5 protein-coding genes are annotated in these 6,295 nt (G+C 52.4%); 3 read left to right on the top strand and 2 right to left on the bottom strand.

Annotated features, from left to right (window positions below):
• Positions 1-48: 48 nt before the first annotated feature.
• Positions 49-1,899, bottom strand: a complete 1,851-nt coding sequence (locus LAT75_RS08780; protein ID WP_291482278.1) for an LruC domain-containing protein — start codon at positions 1,897-1,899, stop codon at positions 49-51.
• 558 nt (positions 1,900-2,457) lie between these two features.
• Between LAT75_RS08780 and LAT75_RS08785 the strand changes: the two genes are divergently transcribed.
• The 3 genes from LAT75_RS08785 to LAT75_RS08795 all read left to right on the top strand — a co-directional run bounded on the left by LAT75_RS08785 (position 2,458) and on the right by LAT75_RS08795 (position 4,744).
• Positions 2,458-3,357: a DUF1684 domain-containing protein gene (locus LAT75_RS08785; RefSeq protein WP_291482279.1), complete on the top strand. Its 900-nt coding sequence runs from the start codon at positions 2,458-2,460 to the stop codon at positions 3,355-3,357.
• A 178-nt stretch (positions 3,358-3,535) separates the two neighbouring features.
• A complete protein-coding gene (locus tag LAT75_RS08790; RefSeq protein ID WP_291482280.1) occupies positions 3,536-4,312 on the top strand; it encodes an SDR family oxidoreductase in 777 nt (258 codons plus the stop codon).
• Between the two features lie 195 nt (positions 4,313-4,507).
• Positions 4,508-4,744 (top strand): hypothetical protein, encoded by a 237-nt coding sequence (locus LAT75_RS08795; protein WP_291482281.1) that lies wholly within the window; start codon positions 4,508-4,510, stop codon positions 4,742-4,744.
• Positions 4,745-4,965: 221 nt separating this feature from the next.
• Here LAT75_RS08795 and LAT75_RS08800 read toward each other — a convergent pair.
• Positions 4,966-6,295 (bottom strand): FAD-dependent protein (locus LAT75_RS08800; protein ID WP_291482282.1); only part of this gene is annotated, 1,330 nt, incomplete at its 5' end.

The following is a 6,295-nucleotide window of genomic DNA, read 5'->3' on the forward strand; positions in this document are numbered from 1 at the left end:
ACCATGATTTAATTTCTTCAGCGCTTCACGCTGTTTGCCCTGCGATGCTTACGGGCGGCGGAACACTTTTTCGTCCAGCAGGTTCTCAGGATTATCCACATACCAGTCAGGGAAGAGCTCGCCGCCGCTTTGCGCCCATGCGTTGTAGTTTACATAGGCTTCATTTATGGCTACCTGACTCAGCGGGTACACAAAAGGCACCGGGATGTTGATGGCCCAGTTCAGGCCTTCGCGGCTCGTGTAGAAGACGCCGGCTTCAGGATTTGAGATGTCGCTTGCCTCGCCAAACAGTTCTGTATTTGCCAGTGATGTCGGCGGCATGCCTTTCAGGTGTACTTCGTGGCCGCGGCCGCCGAAGGCTTCGCCGTTACGAATACCGTGAATGAAGATGAACGGGTTGTAAGGAGGATTGCCTACCTGTGCGCGGCTCAGCGGGCTGCTGAAAGTGATGGTTGTTTCAATCACATCGTACTCCGTAAAGCGGCCTGCAAGCACATTTGAGAAGGTCGGCATGTTATCTGTTGAGTTATCCCACAGAATAACAACTGCGCTGTCCTGCTCTGCTTCGGTACCGTTCGCATTGTTGGTTACAAGCCCGGTGGTAAGGCGCTGCCCGTTCACAGAAGTTACTGCGGATGAAGCAAAGGGGAACTGATATCCGAAACCTGTTCTGAGTACACCACCGATGGCGCGGATTTGGTGCGTCATTTCGATGCGGATAATCTCGTTATTGCTGTTGGTGATCTCGCGGATGTTGTAGCCGAGCACCAGGTCGTTCATGTCGTAGTCGCCGAAACCGGGCCAGTTGTCTTCGAAGGCCAGGGTACCGAATACGTTGGCTGCAGGGTAGTGGTTTACAAACTCAGTTTGGTTGCTCGTGCCGCCTGTGGGTGCACATGTTGATGTATCAGTAGCATTTGTGCCTTCAATTACGATGTCGTCCAGTGCCCCACGATTACTGCCACCCACTTCAAGGAAGTTCCAGATCAACCGGCGAACGCCTGTCAGCTCAGATGGTATATTTACTGTTGCATCAATCACCACATCACTTTGATTTGGCGAGTACTCCTGCACGTAAAGCGGGTTAGCTGTATCAACATTTCCGTGAACATCAGTATAATACAGCCCTAAAATTGACCGGCGGGTATTTGGGTTACCGCTTTGCGTCCATCTGAATGTAATTGTACCGGTACCGTTAAAATCTACCCATGGTGAAGTAATTGAATTTGGAAAACTGTTACCATCAGGGTTCTGTGTTCTGAATGCATCGCCATCTATAGATGAACCATTTACCTGACCACCCACGAATACCCAGCAGAGCGCCTCATAAGCGTTTGTATTACCTAACTCAAAGTCGTTTGTTACCGGAGATCCGGTGTTGTTCAAACCTGCGCCTGCAGCCTCGCCTGTAGTTACAAAGCCATGATCTGTTGGAGCATCAGATGTGCCGCGAAGCAGGCCGATTTCAGACTGGCTTTCATCGCGCTTGGTTACCACATTAACCTGAGCTGAATTACCGGAAAGCTCAACTTTGTGTGCACTCATCAAACCGTTTGGCAGCGTTGAAAGCACCCAGAGGTCTTCCCGCACATGTCCGCCGATATTGAGGTCAAGGGCGCGGCTCTGACCCGCGGTAAGAGGTGTTTCACGAATGATGTTACCACCCATAAACGGGTGTCCGTCATATACCCGGATTAATGTGCGTTCTGCTGCAATGTCTGAAGCCCGTACATTTAGGGTTATATCTTTTGTGGTAGTAAAGTTAAAGCCTGCTGGTATATTCAGTTTATCAGATGGTACATCATCAACCGTAGATACCATATCGCAGGAGCTCAGCAAAAACATACCTGCAAAAAGCAGGGCAAGTCCGGATGTTTTTATATTTATAAAGCTTTTCATAATGAGTACCGTGTTGCGCGTGTGGGTTGTTTTATTAAATCAGGTTTGTGTTTTTTCGAAGCACCTTTATGTATAGGCACCTTTATGTATAGGTGTATTTTCTGAATCTAAAGTAAGGGTAAAAACACTGTTATTCGGTTGGTTTTCGATAAGTGACCCTGATTACACGATGAACTTCTGAAACAACCCGATTGGCCCTGGCAGCACATACGTGTTCTTACGCAAACACGGCTTTTATGAACAATTTGAGCACTATGGCAGATAACAAGCTGATCATTGATTATCACAAATTTAGGTCTGCTACTGGCATTGAATAGTGAAACAGGGTCATTTAAGCCTGTCGCTTTTTATACGTGTAATTACGTAGCCTTAGCCGGTAATTTCACTTCTTGCAGCCCCAATTCGATGAGCTGCAATAACTTAAACGAATCCGGATGTACGTGCGCCGACTGCTCATTCACACGCACTCTTATTTTATGGCAGGAAGTCAAAAAGCTTATATTAAACCCTTTGGTGTTCAATTAGCGTAATTTTTACTTAGACTTGTAGCCTGTTACTATGAAACTTCCCTGGTTCATCCGGATTATTTGTTACCCCATACTTGCTTTTCTGCTGCTTCAGGCCTGTGGCAGCGGCCTTTCACACGAAGAAGAGGTTGAGCTCTGGCATCAGGATCGCGTAGAACGCCTCAGCGCTGAGCGCGGCTGGCTGAAGCTCGCCGGCCTGTTCTGGCTCGAAGACGGCACCCACACCTTCGGCACTGCCGATACGAATGATATCATCCTGCCTGAAAACAGCATTTTGCCCGAGGCCGGATCTCTCACCATAAACGGCAGCATGATTACCCTCAGCCCCGCTGAAGACGGGCTCTTTTCCATAAACGGTGAAGCCTTAACAGGCAGCCTCACGTTTCCGGTCGAAAACGCCCTCGAGCCCGAGCACGGCCGGCTTGCCTTTACGTTTATTGAGCGCGGTGGCGAAATAGCCCTGCGTCTGTACGACGAACAGAGCTATGTTTACACCGGCTTTACCGGGATTGAGCGCTTTCCGGTGAACGCTGCCTTCAAAACCGAAGCCAAACTGATACCGCACGAACAAGCTTCCAGCCTGCCCATTTTAAATGTGCTGGGTCAGGTTACCGATACTGATTCTCCGGGCATCCTAACCTTTGAACTTGGGGGTGAACCTCTTTCGCTGTGGGCGCTTGGGGAAGCGGATGATGAGCAGCTTTTTCTGATTGTAGCCGATCATACCAACCGGGAAGAAACCTTTGGCGGCGGACGCTTCCTCTACGTGCCCAACCCGGGGCCGAACGGCACGGTACTCCTCGATTTCAACAAACTCTACAACCCGCCCTGCGCTTTTTCAGATTACACGACCTGCCCCCTCCCTCCTCCTGAAAACCGCCTGCCCGTGCGGATTGAAGCCGGCGAAAAACGCTATCATCAGTACTTCTAAGCCGGTTACAAACAGAGCCTTTCTTTCGGTTTTACAACCTGCAACACCCTCGTTTTGTATCTTGCAGGTAAAGTTCTGATCCGGATGGTTCGCATGAAACGGCCGGAGCTTTTAGCCGTTCTTTGATTGCACTTTCTGGTGAGGGACCCCGCCCACCAACATTTAACCGGAGGTCAGTATGAAAACCCGAATGCAGGATAAAGTCATCATCATTACCGGTGGCGCAGGCGGAATCGGTCTGGAGTCTGCGGCTCTTTTTCTGGAAGAAGGCGCACGGGGTATCCACCTTGTTGATCTCGATGCCGGCGCGCTCAAACAGGCCGTAAGCAAACTCCCGGCAGACAGCCCCGTTACCTGGACAGCCGCTGATGTGAGCCTCTCAGCAGATGTGGCCCGCTACACGGATGAAGCCGCAAAAGCACACGGCAAGATCGACGTGCTCTTTCTTAATGCCGGTATAGAAGGCAAAGTGCTGCCCATCAGCGAATACCCGGAAGAGCTGTTCGACAAAGTGATGGCGGTAAACGTGAAAAGCATTTTTCTGGGGCTGAAGCACGCCATTCCGCACCTGAAAGAGAACGGCGGCGGCAGTGTGATGATCACCTCCTCCGTTGCAGGCCTTCGGGGCACACCGAATGTGAGCGCCTATGTTACGAGCAAGCATGCGACCCTCGGCATCATGAAAACCGCAGCGCTTGAACTCGCCGCAGATAAAATCCGGGTGAACAGCATCCATCCCTCACCGGTTGATAACCGCATGATGCGCTCGCTTGAAGACGGCTTCGCCCCCGGCAAGGGCGACGAAGTGAAGGCCGGTTTCGAGCAGATGATCCCCCTCGGCCGCTATGCCACCAACCGCGAAATCGCAGAAATGGCGCTGTTCCTCGCCTCAGATGAAAGCCGCTTCATCACCGGCAGCTCCTTTGTGGTTGATGGCGGGATGACGGCTAAGTAAATGAAGCCATCGCCATAAAGGCACGATAAATAAGCGGCGCACTTACGTACCGGAGGTAATCAACAGGTTCGTTTCCTGCCCGCTTATTTTCTCTGCACAACTTTTGATACCCTGGTTATATCCGCTATTTTTATCCTTGAAATAATTTTTCGCCCGGCGTACTTTATTTTCTAAATCCATTAAATTCATACAACTATGCCGACCGTAACACTTCGTGTAAAGGAAGATTCTCTGCAAAAGCTTTACGAACTGCTTGATCAGCTGCCTGAAGTGGAAGTAATTGAAAGTGAAGCTGATTTTCATGCTGCCAAAACCGATTTGCATGAAGCTTTGCAACATTTAATTTCCGGCAAAAATCGTGTGGTGTCGCTGGAGGAGCTGGAAAGAAATATGGAAAAAGTTATTTCCAGGCATGAAAATCAACCTTCGTGAATCATTCCAAAATCGCTTGTTGCGACAAGTGGAATACATATCAAGAGACAACCCGGCAGCGGCAAGAAAATTTAAGGCTGATTTATTAAGTGCCATTAACAGTTTGCCAAAATGCGCTCGGGCTTGCTGAAAACCATTTTTGTAGTTAAGCTCTTAAATAATAGCTGCTTAAATTTTTGGGCGGGGGTTGCTCAGCCAGTGAGCAGCTCCCGCTTTCGTTTTCAGGGCTTTGCGGCCCTCGCGGCGCGGGCTACGGCATCCGCAACGCGCTCACCATCCATTGCGGCACTTACAATGCCGCCGGCATACCCGCCGCCTTCCCCGCACGGAAACAGGCCTTTCAGCTGCGGATGCTCCAGGGTTTGGCTGTCGCGGGGGATGCGCACCGGCGAGGAGGTGCGGGTTTCGGGGGCGAGCACAACGGCCTCGTTGGTGAGGTAACCCCGCATCGAGCGGTCAAACTGCCGGAAGCCCTGCTGCAGCGCCCGGTGAATGAAATCAGGCAGCACATCCCCCATTTCCACCGGCGTAATACCCGGCGCGTAAGAGGTTTTCGGAAGATCAGCCGAAACCCGCCCCTTCACAAAGTCTTCGAGGCGCTGCGCCGGCGCCGTTTGGCGCTCTCCGCCGGCCTTCCAGGCCTGCACCTCAATGGCCTGCTGAAAATACATGGCCGCCAGCGGACCGTGCTTTTCGAACGGCCGGAAATCTTCATCCCGAAGCTCGACCACAATGCCGCTGTTGGCCGTTGAACGCGCCCTGCGGGACGACGACCAGCCGTTGGTCACGATTTCGCCGGGCTCGGTTGCACAGGGGGCTATCACCCCGCCGGGACACATGCAAAACGAGTACACCCCGCGGCCTTCTACCTGCTTGGTGATGCTGTAGGAGGAAGGCGGCAGCCAGGGTCCGCGGTCGGTTTCGCAGCTGTACTGAATCTGATCGATGAGCTGCTGCGGGTGCTCAACCCGTACCCCAACAGCGAGCGGCTTCCGCTCAATCAGGATGCCGTTTTCGTGCAGCAGCCGGAAAATGTCGCGGGCGGAGTGCCCTGTTGCAAGAATGGTTTTTCGGGCACGGAACACATCACCCTTTAACGTACGCACCCCGCGCAGCGCACCGCCCTCAGTAATGAGGCCTGTTACGCGGGTATCGAAATGCACTTCGCCACCGTGTGCTATCACACATTCGCGCATGCTTGCGATGATGCCCGGCAGCTTGTTGGTGCCGATATGCGGGTGCGCCTCAACGAGGATATCGCGAACGGCACCGAAGCCCACAAGCAGCTCAAGGATGCGGCGTACATCACCCCGCTTTTTTGCGCGGGTGTAGAGCTTGCCGTCTGAGTAGGTGCCGGCCCCGCCTTCCCCGAAACAGTAGTTTGAGTCGGGGTTTACTTCGTGCCGCACGTTAATATTTTTGATGTCTTTGATGCGGGCCTTCACATCCTTACCGCGCTCCAGCACAATCGGGCGATAGCCGAGCTCGATGAGGCGCAGGGCCGCGAACAGGCCTGCCGGTCCGGCCCCGATCACGAGTACTTCTTCGGCA

This window comes from Cyclonatronum sp. (assembly GCF_022565315.1).
Classification (GTDB): Bacteria; Bacteroidota; Rhodothermia; order Balneolales; family Cyclonatronaceae; genus Cyclonatronum.